This is a genomic window from Sporolactobacillus shoreae (assembly GCF_004684935.1).
In the GTDB taxonomy this organism is placed as follows: domain Bacteria; phylum Bacillota; class Bacilli; order Bacillales; family Sporolactobacillaceae; genus Sporolactobacillus; species Sporolactobacillus shoreae.
The window spans coordinates 140,213-166,834 of record NZ_SRJD01000001.1 but is presented as its reverse complement, the minus strand read 5'-3'; the positions used below and the strand labels follow the sequence as shown (position 1 = coordinate 166,834).

Sequence of the window (26,622 nt, the reverse complement as noted above, 5' to 3'; positions counted from 1 at the left end):
CTCCACTTACATAAGCGCAACGGGGTTCATGTCAATAGAAAGCTGGAGACTGTCTTTCCCGGTTTCCTGGAAGTGCCGCTCGATTTTTCCAAGCAATGGAATGAGCTCAGGCTCCCGTTTGTATTTTACCATGCACTGGAAACGATATCTATCTTTGATCCTGGCTATGGACGGAACAACCGGACCAAGGATTTGAGCAGCGGAAGACAGATTTTTTTTCAGAATAGAGGCAATCCGCCCAGCCGCATCTGCTGCCACTGCTGCCTCCGGATGTGTCACGTTAATGAGTGCAAGATAATAAAAAGGGGGATAGCCGTGACGATGCCGGATTTGCATTTCCTGGCTGAAAAAGCGTTCATAATCATGTCCAGCTGCATCAATGATCGCATAATGCTCAGGAGTATAGCTCTGAATAATTACTTCACCGGGGAGTTCATGCCTGCCGGCGCGTCCGGAAACCTGTGTCAGGAGCTGAAAAGTTTTTTCCGAAGCGCGAAAATCCGGAAGGTGGAGCATCGAATCTGCCGCGAGGACACCGACCAGCGTCACCTCCGGGAAATCCAGTCCCTTGGCAATCATTTGTGTCCCTAGCAAAATATCTGCCTGATGTCCGCCAAACTGGCGCAGCAGTTTCTCGTGCCCCCCCTTCTGACGCGTTGTATCCACGTCCATTCTGATCACCCGCGCCTCGGGGAGCAATCGATTGAGCTCTGCCTCTACTTTTTGTGTCCCGCTCCCGAAATAGCGCATTGAATCGCTCCCGCAGGCGGGGCAGGTATCCGGAGACCGCATTTCAAAACCGCAGTAATGGCATTTGAGCATATGGTTCGCGCGATGATAGGTTAGCGAAATATCGCAATGCGGGCATTTGATCACTGTCCCGCATGAACGGCACATGACAAATGTTGAATAACCGCGGCGGTTCAGAAAAAGTACCGTCTGTTCATGCTTGTTCAGGCGATCAGTAATTTTTTCAAAAAGTTCCTTTGAAAACATTGAATGATTCCCGTCACGCATTTCTTCACGCATATCAATAACCTTCACCGGAGGCATCGGGTGATGATTAAAGCGCTCCTTTAGTGTAAGCAGCGTGTACACTTTTTTCTTAGCTCGGGCATAGGATTCAAGCGAGGGCGTTGCGCTGCCGAGAACGACAGGGCAGCCATTGATCTTACCCCGGCGAATAGCAACGTCTCTGGCATGATAACGCGGATTATCCTCCTGCTTATAGCTGGTTTCATGTTCCTCATCGATAATGATCAGTCCCAGATTTTCAAAAGGGGCAAAAACGGCTGATCTTGCGCCAACCGCAACGTTCACCTTACCTTCCCTGATTTTCCGCCACTCATCATACTTTTCCCCCCGGCTCAAAGCGCTGTGCATCACAGCAACCTCATCCCCGAAACGGGCTTTGAACCGATGAACCATCTGTGGTGTCAGTGAAATTTCAGGGACAAGCACAATCGCCTGTTTTCCAAGTTCAATGACCCGTTCGATCGCCTGAAGGTAAATCTCAGTTTTCCCGCTTCCCGTCACGCCGTGACACAAAAAGATCTGATCCTGGCTGCTCTCTACAGAGCGGATAATCGGCCGTATTGCTTTCGCCTGCTCATCGGTCAGAGGAAGAGGCTTTGTTTTCTGTTCCACGCTTCCTGAATAGGGATCCCTGAGCTGCTCGACCGTTTCTATTTTCAGCAATCCCTTTTGCGCAAGCGTACTGAGAGACTGGCGTGTGAGGTGGTGATTTTTTATCAGGTCGGTCACAGGGAATCGTTCCCCGGCATTGTTGTCAATAAAAAACTGCAGTGCTTCTTTCTGTCGTCCGGAGCGGCCGTCGCAGGAAGCGGCGGCAGCAGCGAGCTCTTCTTTCGATGCTTCGGCAGAAGCCGCCATTATTTTTTTGGCCTTTGCCTGATTGTGCACCTGCGGATTCACTGTCAGAATATCTTCGTTAATCGCCAACCTGATTTGTCTGAGATCTGCAGGATGATGTGCGACAAGTTCGTCCCAGTCCGCTGATTTTCCTGATGAAAAAAGAGGAACCAGAGAGGGATACTTTTCGCTCAGCTGTTCCTGATTCTTGAGATCGACGGTTTTGGTATAATTTGCTTTCATGACTGCCGGCAGCATCACCTGGTATGCAGAAACAGTCAGACAAAGTGCGGCGTCCGCCAGCCAGCGGCCGAGATCAAGCAATTCATCAGTCAGTACGGGGATCGGATCGATGACCTGGTCAATCTTTTTTAGTTTTGGCAACTCGGAAGTCTCTTTCAGAGCCGTCACAAATCCGAGCCGCTTGGTCCGTCCAAACGGAACCGTGACACGCATGCCAGGGATGACACTACTCTTCAGAGCTTCTGGTATCAGATAATCGAAGGGCCTGTCTACCGGGCCTGCGGGTATATCAATGAAGACTTCAGCAATCATCGCTGTCCACTCGTTTCCATCAGTTCCGACACGGTTCTGCAGATTTTTTCTGCAATCTCCTTCTTAGGCATCTCCCCATAAGCCTTCTGATGCCCGTCCGCGAAGAAAAAAGTGACTTTATTCGTATCTTTGGCAAATCCGTCGGCCGCATGATTGGCAATCAATAAATCAAGATGCTTTTTTTCCAGTTTGGCCCGGGCGTTGTCTTCAAGCTGTTCAGTTTCTGCGGCAAATCCGACCAGAAGCTGGCTTTTTTTAATCCTTCCGAGTTCCATCAGGATATCCGGATTGCGAACCATTTTGACCAGCAACGGCCCGTCCGCTTTTTTTATCTTGCTCCCACTTACTGATTCAGGGCGGTAATCTGCGACAGCGGCAGCTTTGATCACTGCGTCCGCATGCTCATAGCGGGCAAGGACCTCACGCCGCATCTCATCCGCGGAAGTCACGCGGATCACTGAAATACCGGAAGGATCACTTAGAGCCGAAGGGCCTGAAATCAGCGTCACATCCGCGCCTGCTTCTCCTGCCGCCTCCGCGATGGCGTAGCCCATCTTTCCGCTAGACTGATTACTGAAAAAGCGGATCGGATCCAGTGCTTCCCTCGTCGGTCCGGCTGTCACAAGTATTTTTTTCCCAGCAAGCGGTAGCGTGAATTTTTTTTCTGCAGAGAAATATCGGTCAATCGTGTTAAAAATTTCATCAGGTTCCGTCATTCTTCCCTTGCCCGTCCAGCCGCACGCCAGCCAACCCGCGTCGGGGCCAATCAGACGGTATCCGAATGATTCGAGGGTCCTGAGATTTTTCTGCACTGCCGGATGCGTGTACATATTAACGTTCATTGCCGGCGCGATCCATACCGGGCAGCGGGATGCGAGCGCCGCTGCTGTCAGCATGTCGTCCGCAAGACCAGAGGCCAGTTTGCCAATCGTGTTCGCTGTCGCCGGAACCACAATAAAAAGATCAGCTGAGTCGGCAAGATCGATATGCGCAATCTGCCCGTCTTTTTCTTCAATAAATACGGAGTCATACACCGGATGACGCGTCAGCGCCTGAAATGTTGCCGGTCCAATAAACTTCTTCGCGGATTCCGTCATCACAACATGCACTTCAGCACCGGACTTAACCAGCTTGCTTGTCAGTTCGGCTGATTTATACGCCGCAATTCCGCCGGTTACCCCGAGTAAAATATTTTTTCCCGAAAGAGACATGATTGTTACTCCTTTCAGACCGATTATGGTACCGAAAACCTGGTGTTTCCCAATCATAATCAGCGCTACTTCTATTCTCTCTAAGTGTAAAAAACAACAACCTTTCAAAAGGTTGCTGCTTATTTAGTCTTTATTCAGTTCTTCAATTTTTATAATAAAGAAGACCTGCATTGACTTCTTCAAGTGCCTGGCCCACAGCTTTGACCGACCTCGGATGTTCAAGCATCAGATGTCCTGAGTTATCCTGAAGCTGGCGAGCACGTTTCGCAGAGAGCGAAACTAAAGTATAAGTTGAATTAACTTTCGTTAGAAGATTGTCAATTGACGGATAGATCATCATTTTCAATCAGCCCCTTTTATATTCTTATATTTTTCAATCAGGCGGTCCACTCTGCAGTGTTCGGCGAGAACAATGGATTCGATCCGGTCACAGGCATGATCCACCTGATCATTTTCGACAACGTAATTATAATTTTCCATCAGTTCCATCTCTGAACGGGCCACTGTCATCCGGCTTTCAATCAGATCAGCTGTCTCAGTCCCTCTGCCGATGATCCTCTTTTTCAATTCTTTGAGATCGGGCGGCGCAAGGAATATAAACAGCGCCTCTGGGAAACGCCTCTTGACCTGCAGTGCACCCTGGACTTCAATTTCGAGAATAACGTCCTGTCCGCCATCGAGCGTCTGACGGACATAATCAATGGGCGTTCCATAGAAATTGCCCACGTATTCGGCCCACTCAAGCAGCTTCTCATTTTTTATCATTTGCTGAAACTGCTCGCGCGTTCTGAAGAAATAGTGGACACCGTCTATTTCCCCTTCTCTCGGCTTTCTGGTCGTAACAGAGATCGAATACTGCAATTTGGTACCGCGGTTTCTGAGTGCTTTACAGACCGTACCCTTCCCGACTCCGGACGGTCCGGAAAGAACGACCAGCAGCCCTTTTTCCTTAAAACTCATCACTCTTGCCTCCAACTGTTCATGCTTCATCCGCTCTGTCATCGTGCTGGATCAGCCGCTGTGAAACGGTCTCAGGCTGAACAGACGAGAGAATGATATGGTCGCTGTCCATTACAATCACGGCGCGGGTTCTTCGTCCATAAGTCGCATCAATTAGTTTGTTGTTATCCCGCGCTATCTTGATCAGCCGCTTAATGGGCTGAGATTCCGGACTGATAATTGAAACAATCCGGTTTGCTGAGGCAATATTGCCGAAACCGATGTTGATCAGTCTGATCACCGCTCGATCACTTCCCTGTTATTATAGCATTATTCAACATTTTGAACCTGTTCCCGTAATTTTTCAATCTCGCTTTTTGCGAGGACTACTTTATGGCTGATCGCCAGGCTGTTTCCCTTTGAGCCAATCGTATTCATCTCGCGATTCATTTCCTGAATGAGAAAATCCAGCTGTCGCCCGACAGGCACTGCTTCAGCGGAATCCTTAAGCAAATGGCTTAGTTGCCTGATATGGCTTTTCATTCGCGTCAGTTCTTCATCTATGGCCGACTTATCGGCAAAAAGAGCTATTTCAGTCATCAGCCTGTCCTCATCAATGGCCTGATTTCCACTCAGAAAATCAGTGACATGATGGCGCAACTGCTGTTCATAATGCTTTTGAACCTTAGGCGCTTCATCCGAAAGATCCTCAACCTGCCGTGCGATCTGTTCCGCTTTTTTAAGAAGATCCTGACGAAGCTGTTCTCCCTCAACCTGCCGCATCTGTAAAAGGCGCATGCTTGCTTGTTCCACAATTTTAAGAATCAAGGGATCAACGCCCTCTGCGGAAAAGCCATCCGCTTCCTGAATGGTAAAGATTCCAGGAAGGTTCAGTAGCCCGTTGAAATTCAAATCAGAGGTGCCGCTCAGTTTCTGAATTTTTCTGACGGCATCAATGTATTGATTAACAATACCCCAGTTTGTGCAAAGTTTAGGCGCGACGGCCGAATTCCCCTCAACTGTCAGGAAAAGGGTAAGAGATCCCCTGTGGAAAAAAGAATGAACCGTCTTTCTTATCTGACTTTCCATATACATTAATGGACGCGGGAGATTAAGAGATAGTTCGAAATACCGATGATTTACGGATTTCAGCTCAACGCGGACACGCGTCTCTCCTTCAGTTAAGGACGCTGCACCGAAACCGGTCATGCTATTGATCATCTAACCACTCACTTCCACTTACCCATTTTAAACAATTTTTTGTTATTGAAGCAAGTATGGGCTTAAAAATAGTCCGGTTTTTTCCTTAAAGAGGTGCGTCATTACACGGCCTCTTCAGGAACGCTTCACCGCTGCCCCCGGTTTCTTTTTCATCCTGAGAACCAATGATTCATCAGGTGTCACAAAAAGAGTTTTCTGATCCGTGTAGATAACAAATCCCGGTTTTGCCCCACTGGGCTTTTTCACATACCTGATCTTTGTGAAGTCCACCGGCACCCCGCTCCCAAGCCGTGATTTACTGAAAAATGCGGCAAGAGTTGCAGCTTCTGTAAGCACCGTCTCACTCGGATTCTGAGAACGGATCACCACATGGGATCCAGGTATATTTTTTGTATGCATCCATATTTCGTCACGACCACCCACTTTTGTAGTCAGGTAATCGTTCTGCTTGTTGTTCTTTCCGGCGAGGATGACCGTGCCATCTGAAGCGTAATATTGGTCAATCTCAGGAATGCTTTTTTTCTTCTTGCCGCGAACTGCCTTTTTCTTTCTCAGATAGCCGCCCTCTTCAAGTTCTTCCCTGATTTCAGCAATGTCCTTGATTGAAGCAGATTCCACCTGCTGCATCAGCCCATCAAAATAGGTAATCTCCAGCTTTGTTTGTTCCACCTGTTCCGCGACAACACGTTTTGCAGTCTTTGCTTTACTGTATTTTTTAAAATACGCCTGCGCGTTTTCTGATGGTGTGCGGTTCGGATTCAGTGCAATCTTAACTTTGGACTGATGTTCATCATAATAATTAACCGCATTGACGGTAAGATCCCCTCGTTTGAAAAGGTGCATATTAGCTGTCAGAAGTTCTCCGTAAAGGCGATATGAATCGGCATTCTCCGCATCCTGAAGTGTTTTTGCAAGCTTATTCAATTTAACTTTGTTTTTCTTTAATTCCAGAGCGACAAAATGACTGAGGTCGCCGGCTTTCTGTTTGACTGCGTCCGTTTCCGCTTTAACAACATAAAAGTGATCAAGCATCTCATGGACACTTGAAAATGGCTCGTTTTTCCCTTGAAGGCAGGTGAGTTCAATCACATGGCACTCATCTTTGCCGTTTTTGCCATAAACAATATTGGGCTGATAATCATTATTCTGAATTGCTGACTGTACTTCAGAAAAAGCCCGCGCAATCCCTTCCTGATTCGGAAGACCAGCGCGGTGGACAATCTCCTGCCCGATTAATGGTGAAAAGCCGCTGACTGCGCCGACAATCTGTCGGTCAATTTTCCCGGTGTTCCATTCAATATGGCTGATTAACTCATCCACGGTCATCCTCAGCGGATTCAATTTCCCCTGATCCGGTGGAGCAACATAAGTTTCACCGGGCAAGACTGTCCGGTAACGGTTTACAGCCGGTGTCAGGTGTTTCATACTATCTATGATCCTGCCGCTCTCTTTATCAATAAGAATCACATTGCTGTGGCGGCCCATCAGCTCAATAATCAGCTGTTTTTGTGTCAGATCGCCGAATTCATTCCGTGTTCTCAGATCAATGTGCACAATGCGTTCAAAATCAACCTGGTTGATCGCTTCGATGACACTGCCTTCCAGGTGTTTTCTCAGCAACATGCAGAACATCGGGGGTTCCTGAGGGTTCCCTTCAATCAGATTTGTGAGATGAAGACGCGCGAATGCCGCATTGATTGAAATCAGCAATTTTCCGCGCGCACTGCGGGAACGCAAATGAAAGATAAGATCGGTTGCCGTCGGCTGATATATTTTTGAAACACGACCGCCCACAAAGTCCTGCAGGCTCTGTACGGCAGCGTGAGTCACAATTCCATCATAGGCCATGATTGATTCCCCACTTCCAAAAAAAGCGGGCATCGGCTGCTCGCTTCCGTACTTCTGTGTATTTTCCAGAATTTAATTGTCTCACTGACCTTGCCGATCCGTCAAGTCATGCCGAAAGCGGCATGACTCCAGATTTTAATAAAAAGTCCCAGTTTGAAAAGCTTTGGCGATCAGTCTGAATGAACGCAATTTTGCTTCAAAATCAAATATATTGGTAAGGATCATGACTTCATCCGTCTGATAGACGGCCGCCAGATTCTCCAGCTCCCGTTTCACTTTTTGCGGATTGCCGACAATCATCCTCGTTTCATTTTCTTTCATTTGTTCGTGTTCCCACTCGGATGGAACAAAATGCTCCGCTTCTTCCAAAGTTGGCAGAAGAACGGATTTCCCTTGTGCCGCCTTCAGCATCCAGTAACGAAGTGTTGATGCCTGACGTTCGGCCTCCTCATCCGTCTCCGCACAGACCGCAAAGATGCATACAGAAGCTTTCGGTTCTGGAAACCATTCGGACGGCCTGTAATTTGCGCGATAGGACCGAACGACTTCACTCCCACCATGGGGATTGATAAAATGGGCAAACATGAACGGTGTTCCAATATCCGCCGCAATACCGGCGCTTCCATCCGATGAGCCTAACAGATAAATCTCCGGCAGGCGTTCAGCCAGTGGTGTGGCCCGCACTGTTTTATACTGATGGCCTTCAGGAAGTTGGTCATTAAGAAAGCCAATCAAGTCCCGTACTTTTCTTGGAAAATCATTAAGATCACGGCGGGCTCCGTCATTCAGTGCCCAGGTTGCACCCGGCATTCCGCCTGGCGCCCGGCCGATGCCCAAATCAATTCTTCCCGGATACAAATTCTCCAGCAGATTAAAATTTTCGGCTACTTTGTAGGGGCTGTAGTGTGGCAGAAGAACACCCCCTGATCCCACATGAATCGTTGATGTCTTAGCAGCCACATGGGCAATCATTATTTCCGGCGACACACTGGCCAGACCTGAGGAATCATGGTGTTCCGCGAACCAAATGCGATGATAGCCCAGCCTTTCAGCCTCAACAGCCAGTCTCGTGCTGTTTTTCAGCGCCTCCATCGGAGTTGATCCCTCAGAAATCGGAGATTGGTCAAGTACACTCAGTTTCAGCAATGTTTATCACTTTCCTTATTATTGGCGTCTTCAGAACACTTGTAATTAGAGTGGTGCTACCCTAACCTATTTCATTTTTTCAAAACCCTAATTGTCAGCTGAATCATCCGTTGTCACAAGAAATTATAGATGAGCAGTTTAGCTGATGATCACTGCGTAACCACTCACCCGACTTCCATCTATATTTTTTACTTTATCATGGTTTTGGTTAAAATTCAGCTTTACTGATTGGGAAACGTACGCCCCTCTGTGTATCATTTAATCTTCAGTCAATAGCAGGCAGTTTCATTGTCACTTTAAACAAATCACCATCCAGATCAATTTCAAACAGCCCATCATGCAGATCGACAATCGATTTGGCAATTGCAAGGCCCAGCCCTGATCCCTCAGTATGCCGTGATGCATCGCCTCGTTTAAAGCGTTCAAACAATTCATCAATATTAGCCCCAAGTTCATATTTGGTAATATTTTTGAAGACCGCGACAGCTTCTCCGCTTTCCTGGTCAAGTGAAAGATAAACCCTTGTATGTTCCAATGAGTACTTGAGAATGTTGCTGATCAAATTGTCAAATACACGCCATACTTTCTGACCGTCCACAAAAACATATAAAGGTTTTTCCGGAAACTTTAAACGAAAGTCCAGTGCTTCCTTCTGAATCGCTTCATCATATTCGGCCAGAGCCTGAGTCATTAATTCAGTGAGATCCACTTTCTCTTTGTGTAGATTGATCGCCCCGCTCGCCATTTTTGATGCTTCAAAAAGATCATCAATCAACCGTTTCAGGCGTTTTGCTTTACGATCAATGATGCCTAAATAATCTTTTTTTCATCTTCTTTTATATCCGGGTTTTTTAATAAATCACTATAAGTAATAATCGAGGTCAGGGGTGTACGCAGATCGTGGCTGACGTTTGTGATCAGTTCTGTTTTCAGTCGCTCGCTTTTTGCCTGTTCTCTGCGTGATGCCTTGACACCGCGCTTCAATGTATTCAAATTTGCGGCCAATTGATTAAGTATCCCATTTCCTCGCGCAGGCAAGTCAGACTGATCAGAGCCTGCTGCAGTAGCAGCCACATCCAGATACATCCTGTTAAATGCGGCCGCCTGTTTAAAAATCCAAAATAGAATCGGCAATCCAATGACAGAAAGAATGAACAAAGGAACAAGCAAGTTGTTGAAAACAAGCGTCAGAACCGGTGCCGACATGCCAAGAAAAAAAATCAGAGCAGTGATCCCGAACACTTGCCATCCGGCGGGCAGCTGAGAAAAAGCGTCGTGCAAAGTGTGCCCCATCTTGACAATAAGGCTCCCCTGCCAGTTTTTGTGACGCTTCTTCTGATCGTTCAAATCATCAGTCAGCCATTGGCCCTGAAGCAGAACAATAAGTACCGCACTCGCAGTAAAGATGTACTTAAGAAAGATATACGGAAAATCAAACCCTTGTCTATATACTTCTGAACAAATAAGAAAGTAGATCGCAGACAATCCCAGCAGACCGAAACGGACATCAATGGGAAACTGATTGTAAAGCAATCGGACATGACTGAATCCATTTATTCTGCTTATCTGATATTTGCGATTGAAAAAAAGAGCCCCAAGAAGCATAGCTATTCCTGAGAGGACCAGTGAATTGACAACCAACTGGATGAGTAAGCCAAATGGATAAGAACGAAAAGCATTCCACACAAAAGTCAGATTGGTCAAGCCACCTATCAGCAGCAAAGATCAGAGTGCAGCCAGTTTTTCACCTTTCAATTTTGTAGCCAATGCGCCACACCACCTTTAAATATCTCGGATTTTTCGGATCAATTTCGATTTTCTCGCGAATCTTACGGATATGGACGGCAACCGTATTCTCTGAATGATAACCATCCTCATGCCAGACCCGCTCGTGAACTACATCGGCACTAAAGTACCGAGCTTCTGGGAACATTGCAGACTTTCTTCCATGTCCGAAGACGCAAAAGCAGAGGTTACAACTCTTTGACCAAGGCTTGTCCCAAGCCTAAAGTGAGGATGTTTTTCGCCGCGTTGAAATCTCGATCATGATGCGTCTCGCATTGCGGACAACTCCATTCACGCACAGCGAGTTCGTGTTTCCCGTCATCATGCCCGCAATGGGAACAGATTTGTGACGTCTTATACGGGTTTACCCTGACGAGCTTCTTGCCATACCAGGCACATTTATAGGTCAGCATTCGGCGAATTTCTCCCCAGGCCTGGTTTGCGATCGCCCGTGCCAGTTTGTGATTCCGCATCATATTTTTGGCTTTTAGATCTTCAATAACAATCAGATCATCGCTTTTTACCAGTTTCGTGGTGATCTGATGCAGATAATTTTGCCGCTGGTTGGCAATCTTTTCATGGATCTTTGCTACCATGAGTTGGGCTTTTTGCACGTTTTTGAAATCCGAAAGCTTTCTTGGCTGAAGAACTTTGTTGTGCCTATCCCACGCCATTTCTTTTTGAGCCTGTAAACGACGTCTCGCGAGCCGCTTTTGCCAATCATGCATTTTTTGGGATTGCCTTTTGTCGAAGCGAACTCTGGGAATTTTCTGTTCATCCGAACCAATGAGTAAATCAGAAACACCAAAATCAAGACCAATACATGCGTTCGTTTTGCGGAACACTTGGCTTTCGTCTTCAACTAGAAGAACGGCGAAGTAATGGTCAGTAAACGTTTTCCTGATGGTCACGGATTTAATGGTTTCGGGAATGGGTTTCCCAGATCGGAAACGCAGTACGCCCAGCTTCGGCAATTTCAAATAATGGAGAGCTGCCTGTTTGATATTTTGATTGACGCATTTGCTTTGATAGGACTGTTTGAACTGTTTCTTCGACTTAAACTTGGGGAATCCATGTTTTTGGTTAAAGAATTTTTTAAAGGCCTCCACCAAATCGTGATTCGTGTTCTGCAAACTGGTGCTTTCCGCTTCTTTGAGCCATGGGTACTCTTTTTTCAGGGCGGGAAGCAAATTATTTAAGGCGAAGGCATTCAAAAAAGGGGCGTCCAGGTTATTTTTATGCCGCTCGATCATCATGCCCAGCATTTGATTCCAGACAAAACGGGTGCAGCCAAAGTTGCATTGGACGAATAGTTTCTGCTTTTTATTCGGGTAGATACGTACTTTAAGCCCTTTTAGGGTCATGGTTTCACCTCTTTTCACAGCTTAATTATAGCACACATGTTCGTATTTTAGCTATTATCTAAACAGTTTCCCAACAAAAAAATAGAGACCCAGGACGCTGATTCATCTCGGCAATGAATGGCCAAGTTTTCTCAGGCTGGTCGCCTTTATAAATTTCATGTGTGGAAAAGACGCGGCCGGCATACTTCATCAGCAGAGCGACGATCCGGTATTCAGTCGATGTCAGTCTGACCGGGTCGCCGTTGACCGATACTCTTTTTTCTTCCTCTTCCAAAATCAATCCATGACGATTAATTATTCTATTCTTGACCTCATATTTTCCAGGAGTTACATAACGCCTGAGCTGCGATTTGACCCGTGCAATCAGTTCAAGCGGATTAAAAGGTTTCGTGACATAATCATCCGCACCGACTTGCAGTCCGAGAATCTTGTCCATATCTTCACTCTTTGCACTGATCATGATAATCGGAATATTTTTTTGTTCGCGAATCCTGAATGTCGTCTGAATCCCATCCAGCCACGGCATCATAATATCAAGCAAGATCAGATGCACCGTCGCCGCATGCAACTGGTCAATCGCTTCCTGACCGTCTTTCGCTTTAAGAACATGGATACCTCATTTTTCAGATAGATCTCGATGACATCTCTGATTTCCCTGTCATCATCCACCACAAGCACTGTGTAGTCTTCCATTCTATCCTGCTCCTCCCTTGAAGGATCTTACCCTTTTATTGTAGCTGGGAGTTCTTAACAAAAACAAACAGAATTTATGAAAAATTTCTTAAGAAGGATAAATTGAGTAATCCGTGGACACGAGTCAAGAGGTTGCCGGAAGACTATTGCTTATTGAATAGTAGTGTGGCATAATTATAACAGCTACTATTCAATAAACAGTATAAGAGGTGACATAAATGAGACAATCTGAATTTATTCAAGAATTGAAGATTAATCTTGCAGAAAAGCTGTCCGAACAAGAAGTGGAAGATATTTTGGCTGATTATGAAAGTTTTTTCACCTCCGGCAGAGAGGAAGGCCGGACAGATGATCAAATCTCGCGGGAACTGGGCTCTCCCGCCTTCTTAGCCCAGTCACTGTTGGAAGAACAGGATGGAAAAAATAACAAAGTGATGAACAAAAGGATCGCGAATCCTGGAAAAAGGCTATGCGCTTTTTTGATTGATTCAATCATTGCCTCCATCCCCTCTTTTATCGTTTCACTATTTATTGGCAGCGCGGTCCTTCCGTTTATCTTGATGATTCTTTTTTATTCAAGTCCTGCCGTGAGCCTGTCACTATTTTCAGCTTCTGCTTCTTTTCACGAAGAAGAAAGTTATGCCACCGTAACAGACGCAAAGGGGCAAGTCGTCAAAACACAAATAGAACAGAGCGGAAACAAACCTGCATCTGCACTGATCGATGCAAGTATTGCCGGAACCGCCTTGTATCTGCTCTATTCCCTTCTTTGTACTTGGTTGCTGAAAGGCCAAACCCTCGGGAAAAAAATGATGCGAATTAAAGTCCGGGCTTCAACCACTGATCCCGCTTCGAAAGGAGCCATATTCTATCGTGAGTTTCTGGGAAAAATACTGATCAACTCTATTCCGATCGTCCCGCTGGTTTCAATTTTTACCGTCTTATTCACTAAAGAGCACAAAGCGCTTCACGATATGCTGGCGGGAACAATCGTCACTGACTGCTGAGGGGGAACTCCATGGATACCCAGATGAAAAAGGGGATACTCGAGATGTGTATCCTTTTTAAATTGAAAGATGAACCCCTCTACGGCTATGAACTGATGAAGTCAGTCAGGCAAATTTTTCCGGATGTTTACGAGGGTTCCGTCTACACCATCCTCCGCCGACTGAAAAAAACCGGATTCACTTCTGTGACTCAGGAAAAATCACCTGCTGGACCGACCCGAAAATATTATGGCATTACTCCTTTAGGCCGTGCTTATCTGAAACAGAGTATTGAAGAGTGGCACACTGTGGTTCAAGGAGTTGTATCTCTGGGGATAAAAATCTAGATTACTGTTTGCTGGTTCACATCATTGGAAGGCCACTTGCTAGGCGGCCTCAACCCTAAAAAGCCCAAGTTACGCTCAAAATTCTGAAGGAGCAACAATCGTTAAATGAATCTTCATCCAAGTATCAAATGGTCGGTAGCGAAAGCCTAGAAAGATGACACACTGGTTATTTCAAAATGACCCCTCGTTGATGCACTATTTGTTCTATTTCTTCTCGTGATTTTATTCCTGATTTTGTAAAGATGTTCTTAAGCGAGAATCCCACAGAGCTGGCTGATATGTAGCTGTATGGCCATCGCTTTATTTGTCGGACTTCGTCGTTTCACAGCTGATGAAACCAGAAGACATCGATTAAGAATGGGTGATATCTCTGATCTGAAATAATTTCATCGAATGTGCCTGCGATTCTTGTAATTTCTGCCGCTGCAGCTTTTTGGAAACTGGTTGCATATACATTATCCCCGCATCAGTTTCATCTAGTTTAGAATGAATGGCCTGGATTTTCGCATCCGGATAATCCCCAAAAGTATTGCTTTTCCCAATCATGAAAAGAACCTGACCATCACGTACCGAATAATCATAAAGATAAGTATGATCATTTTTCAATCGAATCTCATAAAAATACCCACCCTGCGTCAGATCCGGAAATGCGCGATATTGACTGATATCCTGAGTCGATTTTCCCTGTTCCGCCAAGTAATAGATGAAGACTGGATATGTATGTCCGGCTGTCCAGGGGTATACATAAAGCCAGGTAAAGTAGGGTACAGATGACAGAACGAGCACAAGGATCCATTTCCAAGCATGCTTAAATGGTCTGTTCTGATAAACTGCCAGTCCATTTACTGTCAAGAAGAGGATCGTAAAAATAACTGCTGCTACGAATATACTGTTGAAAAGATCGGTAAAAGAAGGATTGCCTAAATAATTATTAAAAGCGGTTACATATAATACAATAATCAGCACCGAGATCATTATTTTCTTTAAATGTTTCACGTTCAGATCCCCTTTCTTTCTTCTATTCTATACTTTGATCTTTTCACCTGCTCATAATTCGCAAATTTCTTCGTGTGGATCCCCGAGCGTTTGATGCAAAATCAGCCACGTCCGTGACTGCAACAAAAATAAAAAACCATCTCTGGAAGAGACGGTTCAGGATACTTCATCTGCTTTTGTTATTATTGATTCAGCATTCTCCAGTCTTCAGACGTTGGATCAGCGTACCATTTTTTCAGCTGTTCCAGTTGTGCGCTGCTGATTGTGCCCTGCGCAACAGCCAGATGAATCAGCGTTTCAAAATCTGTCAATGTCTTTAATTTGATGTTTGCTTCTTCAAAATTTTTATCTGCCTGCGGAAGCAAATATGTAAAAATAGCTGCGACACCGAGCACATCCGCTCCGGCTTCTTCCAAAGCGTGTACCGCCGTCAGCACGCTTCCACCAGTTGAAATCAGGTCATCGATGACAACAGTTTTCTGTCCGGGTTGAACGATGCCTTCAATCTGCTTTTTCCGTCCATGGGATTTGGCCGACGAGCGGACGTAAGCCATCGGCAGATGCATTGCTTCGGCGATGAGCGCCGCATGCGAAATGCCTGCGGTCGCGGTGCCCGCAATCACTTCAGCACCGGGATAATTTTTCTGTATGAGACTCACAAATGCTTGAATCACGTCTTTCCAGATAACCGGATAACCCATAATCATCCGGTTATCGCAATAAACCGGCGAATGAATGCCTGAAGCCCATGTGAACGGTTCCTCCGGACTCAGAACCACTGCTTTTATTTTCAATAGATGTTCAGCGATCAATTGTTTACTTTCCATTGACTTTTCCCCCATTCATCAGCGACATGCTGAAAAGCTTCAGCCGGATGATCCGCAGCCGTTATGCTGCGGCCGACAACGATGTAATCACTGCCCAATTCCGAGGCGCGAGCCGGTGTTGCCACACGCTTCTGATCGCCAGCGCTGTCTGCGGCCAGGCGAATTCCCGGAGTAACCGTAAGAAAGGAGGGCGCGGTATGCTCCTTCATCTGCCGCGCTTCCCAAGCCGAACAGACAACGCCGTCCATTCCCGAATGATATGCGAGTTTACCATATTGAGTGATCACATCCATCATTGGATGCCCGATCATCAGTTCACTTTCAAGCATCTTCTGGTCAGTACTCGTCAGCTGTGTAACTGCGAGGCAGATCGGCCGCTTACCCGTGGCCCCTTCCTCAAGCCCCTCGATTGCGGCACGCATCATTTCTGATCCTCCGGCCGCATGAACGTTCACCATGTCGGCCCCGACCTTCGCCAGCCCTCGCATCGCCTTATTTACGGTGTGAGGAATATCATGCAACTTCAGATCGAGAAAAACGGAATAGCCGCTGTTCTTAAGTTCGCGGACAACATCCGCACCTTCTTGATAGTAAAGTTCCATGCCTACTTTGACGTAACATCCAGGCTGATTTATTTTTTTCAGAAGTTTGAACATTTCCTCTTTTGACGACACGTCTAACGCAACGATGATGCGTTCTTTTGAATTCAAAGTTTCCAGCTCCTTCCCACCAGCTCATGAATCGAGCTTACGCCCATACTTTGAAGCTTCCCAGGCAGCTCGTTAATAATCTTCGGGCAGACAAGTGGATCAACGAAGTTGGCGGTTCCGACAGCCACGGCACTTGCTCCAGCGAGAAAATATTCAATCACATCATCCGCGTTCTGAATACCGCCCATTCCGATAATCGGAATTTTCACTTGCTGGCTGACTTCATAAATCATACGGATAGCAATCGGCTTGATCGCCGGACCGCTCAGCCCTCCGGTTTTGTTTGCCAGGACCGGTCGCTGTGTTTTCAGATCAATGCGCATTCCCAGCAGAGTGTTGATCATTGACAACCCATCAGCTCCCGCCTGTTCAACCGCTTGAGCCATGGCCACAATATCTGTGACATTAGGTGATAATTTTACATAAACAGGCTTTTCAGAGACTGCTTTGACTTTAGCAGTCAACTCAGCGGCAACCTCCGGCACAGTCCCGAACTGAATGCCTCCATGTTTCACATTAGGACAGGAAATATTGAGTTCGAGAGCCCTGACTACGGGATCTTTTGACATTTTTTCAGCTGTACGCACGTAATCGGATGTTTCACTTCCGGCAATATTGGCGATAACTGGCGTATCATATTCTGCCAGTCTCGGAAGTTCATGGTCGATGATTTGATCCACTCCCGGGTTTTGAAGCCCGATCGCGTTCAGCATTCCCCCAGGTGTTTCCGCAACGCGGGGTGTCGGATTGCCAAAACGTGCCTCAAGTGTTGCCGCCTTAATGATGATTGCGCCAAGCTGATTCAAATCGTAAAGTTTCGCATATTCGGCACCAAAAGCGAAACAGCCGGAAGCGGGCATGACCGGATTTTTCAAATCAAGTCCAGGCAAATGTACATCTAGCATAGTTCAACCTCCCCCGCTCTGAAAACAGGACCGTCGCAGCAAACGCGCCGATAGCCTTTGCCGTCATCCCGATCAGTCGTATGGACCACACAGGCCAGGCAAGCGCCGATCCCGCAGCCCATCCGCTGCTCCATTGAAAGATACAGAGGCTTTTCACCAATCATCGTTTGAACAGCCTTCAGCATCGGAAGCGGCCCGCAGGCATAAGCAGTATCAAAGTCGATACCTTTTAGCACATCGGTGACACGGCCCGCTCTCCCGTTCGTGCCGTCCTCCGTCAGAATGATGGTTTCGCCGAGCTCAGCGAATTCGTTCTCATAAAAAATGTCCTTCTCAGATCTGAAGCCCAGCACGTGGGTTACCTGTACGCCTTTATCTGCGAGCATCTGTGAGAGCCCAAAGAGCGGCGGAACGCCAACCCCGCCCCCAATCATCAATGCGCGTCCGCCTTCCGGAACCGCATCGACCGGAAAACCATGTCCGAGCGGTCCGAACACGTCAATCTTCTTGCCCTCTACCGCATGTGATAAAAGTTCCGTTCCCAGGCCAATGCTTCGATAAATGAGTGTCAGGCTCTGATGGCCCAAATCCGCAGTGCAGATACTGATCGGACGGCGAAGGAGCGGCGCGGCTGAACCGGAACTGCCACCAACACGCACATGGACAAATTGTCCCGGTTCACTAATCTCCGCGGGTATTTTCCCATGTAGCTTCAGTTCAAAAATACCATCGGCAATTTCCCGATGCGAAAGAACGGTCATGTCTTCCTGAATCATTGGGTAACACCTTCCTGGTCACCCTGCTTTTTCGCCTCTGCGGCAACCGGATGATCATCCATCTTCGGCATGCATTCCGTTCTGAAAGCCAGGGACTCCAGTACAGTCAGCAGTGCTTCAGTCGTATCCAGCGAGGTCAGGCAGACCACGCCATTTTCAACGGATTCGCGGCGGATGCGGAATCCGTCTCTTGCCGGGCGCTGCCCCGGTGTTAGCGTGTTGACGACAAACTGTGCGCCTCCATGCCGGATCGTCTCCAGAAGGTTAGGCGCGGGGCCGCCGATTTTATTGACCACAGTGACTGGCAAGCGACGTGCGGCAATCATCTTGGCTGTTCCTTCGGTCGCCAGGATATTAAATCCTATATCATAGAATCGTTTGACAAGATCAAGTGCCTCTTCCTTATCTTTGTCGGCGATCGTGAACAGAACCGTGCCATGAGATGGGATGGATATCCCGCTTGCCAGCAGTCCTTTGTACAGTGCCTTTTCCAGTGTCACATCCTGGCCCATGACTTCTCCTGTCGATTTCATCTCAGGTCCAAGGGTGACATCGACACTGCGTAATTTAGCGAAAGAAAAGACCGGCACTTTGACAAAGACATTGTGGGCCGGCTCCGGATGAATGCCCGTACCATAACCCAGACCATTCAACGATTCGCCAAGAATCAGCTGAGTCGCCACCTTTGCCATCGGCACACCCGTAATTTTACTCAGGAAGGGCACAGTCCTGCTTGCCCGCGGATTCACTTCAATGACATACGGACGATCCTCATGAATGACAAACTGGATGTTCAGAAGTCCGACAACTCCCAGGCCTCTGGCAATCCTTATCGCTATGTCAACGACTTCTTCCTTGATTTCACCACTTAAGGTCTGCGAAGGATAGACGGCGATTGAGTCCCCGGAGTGAACGCCGGCCCTTTCGATATGTTCCATAATTCCCGGAATGTAGACGTCTTTCCCGTCTGACAAAGCATCGAGCTCAATCTCTGTCCCAACCAGGTAACGGTCGACCAGAACCGGATGGTCCGGATTAATGCGCACCGCGTTGCTCATATAATGAATCAGATCTTTTTCGTGATAAACAATCTCCATGGCGCGGCCGCCGAGAACATACGAAGGGCGGACAAGAACCGGATAGCCCAGCTTGCCGGCAATTTTGACTGCTTCTTCCGTTGAAAATGCCGTGTCACCAGCCGGCCGTTCTACCTTCAACTGATGCAGGAGCTGTTCGAAGCGGTCGCGGTCTTCCGCCTGATCCATAGCGTCCAGTGAGGTACCAAGGATCTGTACGCCATTCGCCGCAAGTCCGGCCGCAAGGTTTATCGCGGTCTGGCCGCCAAACTGTACGACAACGCCCTTAGGTTTTTCGAGATCAATCACGTGCATTACGTCTTCCAGCGTCAGCGGTTCAACATAGAGTTTATCGGAGACACTGAAATCAGTAGAGACCGTTTCAGGGTTATTATTGATCATGATCGCTTCGTAACCCTGCTGTTTAATCGCCCATACTGCGTGAACCGTGGCATAATCGAACTCGACACCCTGGCCGATCCGGATCGGTCCAGAACCGAGAACGACAACACTCTCGCGTTTAGAAACCTGCGACTCGTTTTCTTCCTCATAGGTGCTGTAATAATAAGGCGTTTCCGATGCGAATTCCCCGGCGCATGTATCGACCATTTTATAAACCGGGCGTATTCCCCGTGCCTTCCGCCATTCGGAAACAGCCTGTTCTTCTATATTCCAACAATCGGCGATTTTCGCATCTGAGAAGCCATGTTTCTTTGCATCAAGCAAAACACTGGCATCTTCAGGGTTTGATTTCAGTTCATCCTCGATACGGACAATGTGCGCCATTTTATTCAAGAAAAACGGGTTGATTTTTGTCTGGTTGCTAATGGAATCTATTGAAGCACCCCGACGGAACGCTTCTGCAATGAAATACAGCCGCCGGTCATCCTGTTTGGCTATATTCTCAACGAGTTCGTCCAAAGTCATTTCCTTAGCTTCTTTAATTTCAAGATGTCTTGTTCCGTTTTCAAGCGACCGGACAGCTTTAAGCAGTGACTCTTCAAAATTCCGGCCCATGGCCAGTACTTCGCCAGTGGCTTTCATTTGTGTGCCAAGTGTCCGTTTCGCATCATCAAATTTATCAAACGGCCAGCGCGGTATTTTCGTCACTACATAATCCAGAGTCGGTTCAAAGCTGGCGAAGGTTGTCCCAGTCACGGCGTTTCTGATTTCATCCAGTCTGTAGCCGACGGCTATTTTAGCGGCAACTTTGGCGATCGGATAACCGGTTGCTTTGGACGCGAGTGCTGACGAACGGCTGACACGAGGATTAACTTCAATAATATAATAGCGGTCGCTGCTTGGATCAAGTGCCAGCTGCACGTTGCACCCGCCTTCGATTTTCAGGGCGCGGACAATCCGAAGCGATACACTGCGCAAGCGCTGAAGGTCACGGTCGCTCAGCGTCTGGCATGGTGCTGTAACGATTGAATCTCCGGTATGGATGCCGACGGGATCAATATTTTCCATATGGCAGACAGAAATGGCTCCGTCATTGCCGTCGCGCATGACTTCAAATTCGATCTCTTTATACCCGGCGATGCTTTTTTCAATCAACACCTGATGAACAGGACTCAGTTTCAGTCCGTTCTCGGTGATCGTTTCCAGTTCCTCATCGGTTGAGGCAATGCCGCCACCGGTTCCTCCCAACGTAAAAGCAGGACGGATAATGACAGGAAGATGTATTTTTTCAACGAATTTTTTTGCTTCTTCATAATCAGTGACCGTTTCGCTCGGCGGAACCGGTTCACCCAGTTTGAGCATTAATTCACGAAATTTTTCACGGTCTTCCGCCTGCTCAATACTTTCAAGATTTGTTCCAAGGAGCTGTACGTTCAGCTCATCTAAAATTCCCGACTGGTGCAGCTGGACTGCCAGATTCAGACCGGTCTGTCCGCCCAACGTGGCGAGAAGGCCATCCGGCTTCTCTTTCCGTATGATCTTGCTGACGAATTCAACGGTCAGCGGTTCAATGTAGACATGGTCGGCGATATCGGTGTCTGTCATGATGGTCGCGGGATTGGAGTTCACGAGGACAACCTCGTAGCCCTCCTCTCTCAATGACTGACAGGCCTGAGTCCCTGAGTAATCAAATTCCGCCGCCTGTCCGATAATGATCGGTCCTGATCCGATGACAAGAATTTTGTGTACATCCGTTCTTTTAGGCAAGATCGACACCTTCTTTTCTATGTGTGTTTACCATGTTCATAAAGTCATCAAAAAGCCCCTGACTGTCATCCGGTCCCGGCGATGCTTCCGGATGGTACTGAACACTGAATGCGGGATAGCGTTTATGGCGGAGTCCCTCTATCGTGCCGTCATTGATCGCGAGATGTGTCACTTCCAGTTCGGTTCCTTCAAGGGATGACTTTTCAACGGTAAATCCATGGTTCTGGGAAGTAATGGCAAATTTCCCGGTCCGGAGATCCTTGACCGGATGGTTGACACCTCGGTGGCCGAAACGCATTTTCACGGTATTCGCACCTGAAGCAAGCGCAAATAGCTGATGGCCCAGGCAGACGCCAAAGATCGGAACTTTTCCCAATATGTCCCGGACCATTTGTACAGCCTCAGGAACATCTTTCGGATCTCCAGGGCCATTGCTTAATAAAACGCCGTCCGGATGAAGCTTCAGAATGTCCTTCGCGCCGGTCTGATACGGAACAATCACGACATCACAGCCGCGTTTGATACATTCGCGCAGAATGCCCTGTTTTGCACCAAAATCAACCAGAACAATTCTCGGTCCCTGGCCAGGAGTAACGTAAGCCGACTTTGTTGAGACACGACTGATCTGATCTTTCGGTAATGGCCATTTTTTCAATTCCTCCGCTATTTCAGCAGGATCTTCGTCCACCGAGGCAATCTTCCCTCTCAAAGTGCCGAATTCGCGGATGATTTTCGTCAGTCTCCGGGTATCTATGCCTTTGATGCCGGGTACATCGTATTCTGCCAGCCATTCACTGATTGTCTTATCCTTCTGCCAATGGGAAGGTTCTTCTGAGATCTCCCTGACAACGAGTCCCGATATACTTGGTCTTCCGGATTCATTATCCGAACGGTTGATTCCGTAATTTCCGATTAGGGGATACGTCAGCGTTACAATCTGCCCACAGTAGGACGGGTCCGTGATCACTTCCTGATATCCGGTCATTCCTGTATTAAAAATAACCTCGCCCTTTGACACTCTGAAGCTGCCAAATGCTTCTCCGATAAATGTTTCCCCGTTTTCAAGTACAAGCTGTCTTTTCAACCTTTTGCCACTCCTTTTATCCGATCCACTCGGACTTTTAATCCGTTGATCAAAGTTTCTCCGCAATCCGTTCAGGTTCAGAAGCCTGTCTTCCATCCTTTAAGTCAAGGGCCCATTCCAGAGCCGCCATCCGTGCTACCACACCATTGCTGATCTGTTTAAAATAACGTGAGTGAGCCGACTCGACAAGATCGCCGTCCAGTTCAACCCCTCTGTTCACAGGACCCGGATGCATGATAATGCTTTCCGGCTTCATCCGCTCCGCCCGTTCACGTGTCAGGCCATAGCGGTCATGATATTCTTCTTTTGTCAACTTCATCGCCGTTTCATGCCTTTCATGCTGAATGCGCAGCATAATCACTGCGTCAGCCGCTTCAATGGCATCGTCAACCGGCACATATTTACCCGGAAGCTTCTCATTTTTCCACTCCTCCGGCCCGGAAAGAAGGACCTGGCATCCAAGACGATTCAAGACTTCGGCGTCAGATCTCGCCACCCTGCTGTATCTGAGATCCCCGATGATCGCCACTGTCAGTCCTCGGAAGGCAAAGAATTCCTGGTGGATTGTCAGAAGATCCAAGAGAGCCTGTGTCGGATGATTCCCCGCTCCGTCCCCCGCATTCAGAATTTTAACATCTATTCCTTCAAGCAATTCACGGTAATATTCGTCCTTTTTATGGCGAATCACCACGGCTTTCGCACCAATGGCTTGCATCGTCCTCACCGTATCATAAAGCGTCTCACCCTTCTGAGTGCTGGATGCCGCACTGCTGAAGTTCAGGACCTGAAGTCCCAGGCGCTTTTCAGCCGTTTCGAAGCTGAACCGCGTCCTTGTGCTTGGTTCAAAAAACAGATTGGCAACCAGCAAATGATTCGGGGCAAACCATCCCGCGTCGCCCATTTCACGTATTTGTTCCGCCCGATCGAGAATTTCGTCAATTTCAGAAACCGTCAAGTCATTCAAACTGAGCAGATTTGCCATTCAAATTGCCTCCCCTGTTTTTAGTGTGCGTATTCCTGAATAATCCATAATGAAAAACCTCTCTGCCAGAGATTCTGACAAAGAGGTTTGTATGCAAAAAAACCGCATTCTGCGCTAAGCCGCTCTTTATCAGTCTCTCTGGACTGCCCTTAAAAGACGCTGTACTGCTGAACTTTTTATTCTTTTTTCGAAAGGATAACCACCCGATCCGCGCTGTCCACTTCGTTCAGCTGAACCGAAATCAGTTCTTCCTTTGAAGTGGGTACGTTTTTTCCGATGTAATCCGGCCGGATCGGCAGTTCGCGATGACCCCGGTCGATTAAGACCGCCAGCTGGATCCTTTCCGGTCGCCCCATATCCATGAGCGCGTCCATAGCCGCCCGGATGGTTCGTCCGGTAAAAAGTACATCATCGACAACAATCACTGTCTTTCCTTCGATAGATACCGGCAAGCTGCTTCCGACAATTTCTGGCTCCCGCGCCTTTTCTCTCAGGTCATCCCGGTATGCTGTAATGTCAAGTTCACCTACTGAAACTTCACGTGTTTCAATCGTCGAAATACGCTCCGCCAGCCGATTGGCCAGATAAATGCCTCTGGTCTTTATTCCGACAAGTACAACTGAGTCGACTCCCTCATTGCGCTCAATGATCTCGTGCGCCAGTCGTGTGAGCGCCCGCGACACGGCTTTTTCATCCATAAGTTCTTTTTCTTCCAAATCCAGTACACCTGCCGCTTTTTTCCGGCCATAAAAAAATCCTTGCCTGTTAAAGCAAGAGACCGTAGTGCTGCCAATGGACATTGGCAATCATCACCCTTCCTAGTCTCTCAGGACTAAATTAAAAGGAATCATTCAGTTAAATTCATTACGGATAGTATGACAAAGTTATCGATACTTGTCAATCATATATTGGCTGAAAAAGATTGCCGGGATCAAGAAAAATTCCCTTGGCGAAGCATACCAAGCAGATTTTCAAAGTCAGTCGGCGGATCCATTTTAAAATTCATGAATTTTCCAGTAACTGGATGAGTAAAACCAAGTTCGGCCGCATGGAGCGCCTGACCATCTATAGGCAGTGTTTTCCTCGGCCCATATTTCGGATCCCCGGCAACTGGATGACCGATATAAGCCATATGGACACGAATCTGGTGTGTTCTTCCTGTCTCCAGTCTGCAGGAGAGATACGTATACTTTCCGAACCGCTCAAGCACTTCGAAATGAGTGATCGCCGATTTACTGTGGTTTTTTGTTACAGCCATTTTTTTTCGATCCTTTTCATCACGGCCGATCGGCGCATCAATCGTTCCAGAATCCTCATCCAGTGTACCGTGCACAATCGTTAAATACACACGATGCGTGGTTTTATCCTTCAGCTGTGCCGCCAGCGAGTGATGGGCGGCATCTGTTTTAGCAACCATTAAAAGGCCGGACGTGTCTTTGTCGATTCGGTGCACGATACCTGGACGCAGGACACCGTTTATTCCCGACAGGTCATGGCAGTGATACAGTAGTGCATTGACGAGTGTGTTTGTCATATGGCCCGGTGCAGGGTGCACGACCATGCCGCGCGGTTTATTGACAACGATAACTGAGTCGTCTTCATAAACAATGTCCAACGGAATATTCTCCGAAACGACATCGAGCGGCTCAGGGGCAGGTATAGAAACGGATATTTCATCCCCGTTTTTCATCCGGTAACTGATCTTGACTTTGTCACCGTTGACCAGAACATGACCTTCTTTAATCAGCTGCTGCAATCGGCTGCGCGACTCATCGGGAAACTGCTCTGCCGCCCATTTATCCATGCGCTTACCCTCATCCGTCTGATCCGCAACTTTTCTAAGGCATGCCATGATTATTTTTCTTTCCTTCCGTCGAGGAATAAATAGATAATGAGCAGGATGACACCGATAAAGAGGGAGGAATCCGCTAAATTGAAAACCGGAAAATTATAATGCACGATATACACATGAATAAAATCGACCACTTCTCCCCTGAATAACCGGTCGGAAAAGTTTCCCACAGTTCCTCCAATAATAAAGGCGAGCGACAGGCCCAGGAGCGGCTGCTTTCTTCCTGCTTTCTGCATATAGTAAATGACAACCGCGAGGACAGCAACCGTTATGATAAAGAAAAAGATAAACTGGCCTTCCAGGATGTTCCACGCCGCCCCTGTATTTCTCAACGATGTCAGATAAAACACATTTGGAATGATCGATATACTCTCACCAACGCTCATGTTCCGAATAACCATCCACTTTGACAACTGGTCCAGTAAGAATATGACCAATGCCACCAAATAATAAATCATGTAATTTCCCCCAGCCTTAACTTTTCAACAAAAACGTTCTTTCTGCATTTTAGCATAATCAGGCAGTAAGGGCATGACTTATTCATCATTGATATAGATTATGTATACGGCAATTTCATGCCGTATCTGATTCAGCGCTCGACCGGATCCGTCTCATCGATCTCCTGATTATGTCTCCAATGTTCAAAATTTCTGTTTTTCAAAATCTGGATCTGGTCGTCACCCGTGTATCCATCAATATCTGTTGCGGCGAATCCCTCAAGATCCTCAACATATCCCGTTCTTTCATCGTAATCCTGATACGGAGCATTTTCATATATCATTTTTTGGTCATTATAACGGGACACAAGTTCGTACGCATTCTGCTCATCAAACCCGCTGTCCTCATCCCGAAATAAATCCGGCCCCCCTAAATCATCAATCACTGATTCCTCCACAGGGCGCACCTTATAGCTGTGTTTTGGAGGCGCATCATTTACAGCCGTCCTCGCAGTGGGAAGTGCGTTCAGCCGTGCACGTGGTATTTTTTTACCGGTTTTTTCGTCAATGCCATACGTGCCGTTTTCTAACTTTCTGAGCGCATCCTGAATATCCTTCAGTTCATCACGTTCTTTTTTATCAAAAGCAAGATCTTTTTCCCGTTCATAAAGCTGAGTGGCCGAGTCCGCCGGATGGTTGTCATAAGCTGATAGCTCACCTGAAGCAATATCCGAAACAGAACCCTGATCTTCAGCCGTTTCCATGTCATGCATTAATTTGTTTTCAAGCAAGACTTTACGTTTCATTAGTCTTTTTTTGATTTTCCGGTGACCAAACATAA

25 protein-coding genes and 2 pseudogenes are annotated in these 26,622 nt (G+C 47.3%); 2 read left to right on the top strand and 25 right to left on the bottom strand.

The annotated features are described in order from the left end of the window. Window positions 1-6 precede the first annotated feature (6 nt). From priA to E4665_RS00710, 13 genes and pseudogenes are all read right to left on the bottom strand, one after another. Complete coding sequence (gene priA, locus E4665_RS00770) at window positions 7-2,427, bottom strand: primosomal protein N' (RefSeq protein ID WP_135346883.1); 2,421 nt, start codon at window positions 2,425-2,427, stop codon at window positions 7-9. Further along, window positions 2,424-3,638, bottom strand: a complete 1,215-nt coding sequence (gene coaBC / locus E4665_RS00765) for a bifunctional phosphopantothenoylcysteine decarboxylase/phosphopantothenate--cysteine ligase CoaBC (protein ID WP_135347113.1) — start codon at window positions 3,636-3,638, stop codon at window positions 2,424-2,426. The genes priA and coaBC overlap by 4 nt, the downstream gene beginning before the upstream one ends. 142 nt (window positions 3,639-3,780) lie before the next feature. Continuing rightward, a complete protein-coding gene (gene rpoZ, locus E4665_RS00760; RefSeq protein WP_135347112.1) occupies window positions 3,781-3,975 on the bottom strand; it encodes a DNA-directed RNA polymerase subunit omega in 195 nt (64 codons plus the stop codon). A gap of 5 nt (window positions 3,976-3,980) precedes the next feature. After that, the gene (gmk, locus tag E4665_RS00755; protein WP_135346882.1) at window positions 3,981-4,598 is read right to left on the bottom strand and encodes a guanylate kinase; all 618 of its coding nucleotides are present in this window, start codon (window positions 4,596-4,598) and stop codon (window positions 3,981-3,983) included. Between the two features lie 19 nt (window positions 4,599-4,617). Continuing rightward, window positions 4,618-4,878 (bottom strand): extracellular matrix/biofilm regulator RemA, encoded by a 261-nt coding sequence (gene remA, locus E4665_RS00750; protein ID WP_135346881.1) that lies wholly within the window; start codon window positions 4,876-4,878, stop codon window positions 4,618-4,620. A 29-nt stretch (window positions 4,879-4,907) separates the two neighbouring features. After that, window positions 4,908-5,798, bottom strand: a complete 891-nt coding sequence (locus E4665_RS00745; RefSeq protein ID WP_135346880.1) for a YicC/YloC family endoribonuclease — start codon at window positions 5,796-5,798, stop codon at window positions 4,908-4,910. Between the two features lie 114 nt (window positions 5,799-5,912). Continuing rightward, window positions 5,913-7,646 (bottom strand): Rqc2 family fibronectin-binding protein, encoded by a 1,734-nt coding sequence (locus E4665_RS00740; protein ID WP_135346879.1) that lies wholly within the window; start codon window positions 7,644-7,646, stop codon window positions 5,913-5,915. Between the two features lie 135 nt (window positions 7,647-7,781). Then, window positions 7,782-8,792 carry an LLM class flavin-dependent oxidoreductase gene (locus E4665_RS00735; RefSeq protein WP_174845425.1) on the bottom strand — a complete coding sequence of 337 codons (1,011 nt, stop codon included), beginning with the start codon at window positions 8,790-8,792 and terminating at the stop codon, window positions 7,782-7,784. A gap of 265 nt (window positions 8,793-9,057) precedes the next feature. Next, window positions 9,058-9,567 (bottom strand): sensor histidine kinase, encoded by a 510-nt coding sequence (locus E4665_RS00730; protein WP_135346878.1) that lies wholly within the window; start codon window positions 9,565-9,567, stop codon window positions 9,058-9,060. Window positions 9,568-9,602: 35 nt separating this feature from the next. Next, window positions 9,603-10,496, bottom strand: a complete 894-nt coding sequence (locus E4665_RS00725; RefSeq protein ID WP_135346877.1) for a histidine kinase dimerization/phospho-acceptor domain-containing protein — start codon at window positions 10,494-10,496, stop codon at window positions 9,603-9,605. A 40-nt stretch (window positions 10,497-10,536) separates the two neighbouring features. Next, window positions 10,537-10,710 (bottom strand): annotated as a pseudogene (locus tag E4665_RS00720) (winged helix-turn-helix domain-containing protein); the annotation flags it as partial. Between the two features lie 55 nt (window positions 10,711-10,765). Next, window positions 10,766-11,941, bottom strand: a complete 1,176-nt coding sequence (locus E4665_RS00715; RefSeq protein ID WP_135346876.1) for an RNA-guided endonuclease TnpB family protein — start codon at window positions 11,939-11,941, stop codon at window positions 10,766-10,768. 121 nt (window positions 11,942-12,062) lie between these two features. Further along, a pseudogene (locus tag E4665_RS00710) lies at window positions 12,063-12,634 on the bottom strand (response regulator transcription factor); the annotation flags it as partial. A 218-nt stretch (window positions 12,635-12,852) separates the two neighbouring features. Here E4665_RS00710 and E4665_RS00705 point away from each other — a divergent pair. Continuing rightward, the gene (locus E4665_RS00705) at window positions 12,853-13,641 is read left to right on the top strand and encodes an RDD family protein (RefSeq protein WP_135346875.1); all 789 of its coding nucleotides are present in this window, start codon (window positions 12,853-12,855) and stop codon (window positions 13,639-13,641) included. A gap of 11 nt (window positions 13,642-13,652) precedes the next feature. Then, the gene (locus tag E4665_RS00700; protein ID WP_135346874.1) at window positions 13,653-13,967 is read left to right on the top strand and encodes a PadR family transcriptional regulator; all 315 of its coding nucleotides are present in this window, start codon (window positions 13,653-13,655) and stop codon (window positions 13,965-13,967) included. Between the two features lie 351 nt (window positions 13,968-14,318). Here the strand turns inward: E4665_RS00700 and E4665_RS00695 are convergent, their stop codons facing one another. From E4665_RS00695 to E4665_RS00640, 12 genes are all read right to left on the bottom strand, one after another. Continuing rightward, complete coding sequence (locus tag E4665_RS00695; RefSeq protein WP_135346873.1) at window positions 14,319-14,963, bottom strand: hypothetical protein; 645 nt, start codon at window positions 14,961-14,963, stop codon at window positions 14,319-14,321. 182 nt (window positions 14,964-15,145) lie between these two features. Next, a complete protein-coding gene (gene pyrE, locus E4665_RS00690) occupies window positions 15,146-15,790 on the bottom strand; it encodes an orotate phosphoribosyltransferase (RefSeq protein WP_135346872.1) in 645 nt (214 codons plus the stop codon). Further along, window positions 15,772-16,500 carry an orotidine-5'-phosphate decarboxylase gene (gene pyrF / locus E4665_RS00685; protein ID WP_135346871.1) on the bottom strand — a complete coding sequence of 243 codons (729 nt, stop codon included), beginning with the start codon at window positions 16,498-16,500 and terminating at the stop codon, window positions 15,772-15,774. The genes pyrE and pyrF overlap by 19 nt, the downstream gene beginning before the upstream one ends. Further along, the gene (locus tag E4665_RS00680) at window positions 16,497-17,405 is read right to left on the bottom strand and encodes a dihydroorotate dehydrogenase (RefSeq protein WP_135346870.1); all 909 of its coding nucleotides are present in this window, start codon (window positions 17,403-17,405) and stop codon (window positions 16,497-16,499) included. Before E4665_RS00680 ends, pyrF begins: the two co-directional genes overlap by 4 nt. Continuing rightward, window positions 17,399-18,181: a dihydroorotate dehydrogenase electron transfer subunit gene (locus E4665_RS00675; RefSeq protein WP_135346869.1), complete on the bottom strand. Its 783-nt coding sequence runs from the start codon at window positions 18,179-18,181 to the stop codon at window positions 17,399-17,401. Before E4665_RS00675 ends, E4665_RS00680 begins: the two co-directional genes overlap by 7 nt. Then, window positions 18,178-21,426, bottom strand: coding sequence for a carbamoyl-phosphate synthase large subunit (carB, locus tag E4665_RS00670; RefSeq protein WP_135346868.1), 3,249 nt, complete (start codon window positions 21,424-21,426; stop codon window positions 18,178-18,180). Before carB ends, E4665_RS00675 begins: the two co-directional genes overlap by 4 nt. Next, window positions 21,419-22,510, bottom strand: coding sequence for a carbamoyl phosphate synthase small subunit (locus E4665_RS00665; protein ID WP_135346867.1), 1,092 nt, complete (start codon window positions 22,508-22,510; stop codon window positions 21,419-21,421). The genes carB and E4665_RS00665 overlap by 8 nt, the downstream gene beginning before the upstream one ends. A gap of 49 nt (window positions 22,511-22,559) precedes the next feature. Further along, complete coding sequence (locus E4665_RS00660; protein ID WP_135346866.1) at window positions 22,560-23,492, bottom strand: aspartate carbamoyltransferase catalytic subunit; 933 nt, start codon at window positions 23,490-23,492, stop codon at window positions 22,560-22,562. Window positions 23,493-23,668: 176 nt separating this feature from the next. After that, window positions 23,669-24,208: a bifunctional pyr operon transcriptional regulator/uracil phosphoribosyltransferase PyrR gene (gene pyrR, locus E4665_RS00655; protein ID WP_135347110.1), complete on the bottom strand. Its 540-nt coding sequence runs from the start codon at window positions 24,206-24,208 to the stop codon at window positions 23,669-23,671. A gap of 215 nt (window positions 24,209-24,423) precedes the next feature. Next, entirely contained in the window at window positions 24,424-25,344 is a 921-nt protein-coding gene (locus E4665_RS00650) for an RluA family pseudouridine synthase (protein WP_135346865.1), read from the bottom strand. A 2-nt stretch (window positions 25,345-25,346) separates the two neighbouring features. Then, on the bottom strand, window positions 25,347-25,802 hold the full coding sequence (gene lspA, locus E4665_RS00645; protein WP_135346864.1) for a signal peptidase II: 456 nt from the start codon (window positions 25,800-25,802) through the stop codon (window positions 25,347-25,349). A 131-nt stretch (window positions 25,803-25,933) separates the two neighbouring features. Further along, window positions 25,934-26,620: a TraR/DksA C4-type zinc finger protein gene (locus E4665_RS00640; protein WP_135346863.1), complete on the bottom strand. Its 687-nt coding sequence runs from the start codon at window positions 26,618-26,620 to the stop codon at window positions 25,934-25,936. Window positions 26,621-26,622: the final 2 nt, after the last annotated feature.